The 284-nt window shown below is 55.6% G+C and carries 1 pseudogene; it reads left to right on the plus strand.

The features are described from left to right. Window positions 1-245: pseudogene (locus ACO0K4_RS19775) on the plus strand (hypothetical protein); the annotation flags it as partial. Between the last annotated feature and the right edge of the window lie 39 nt (window positions 246-284).

Consider the following 284-nt stretch of genomic DNA (forward strand, 5'->3'; position numbering starts at 1 on the left):
CCGCCATTCGCGAATACGCCGTAGGCTGCTGCAAGCTGTATCGGTGTGACAGAGCCGGTCCCCAATGCCATTGTCAGGTTCTGCGGTTGCTTGTTGATGTCAAAGCCAAAGATGTCTCGAATGTCAGCATTATTCAAGCCAGTGGACTGACCGCCCAGCAGGGTGCGGCATATGACGTCATCGTCGTCAGCGGCTCTCTCGAAATCGTTCCGCAAGTATTGCAGGATTGGTCAGCTGCGCCGTGAGTCTTGCCGAAAGTATGACCACCTGCGGTAAGAGCGACG

It is taken from the genome of Undibacterium sp. RuTC16W (assembly GCF_049339445.1).
Classification (GTDB): Bacteria; Pseudomonadota; Gammaproteobacteria; order Burkholderiales; family Burkholderiaceae_D; genus Undibacterium.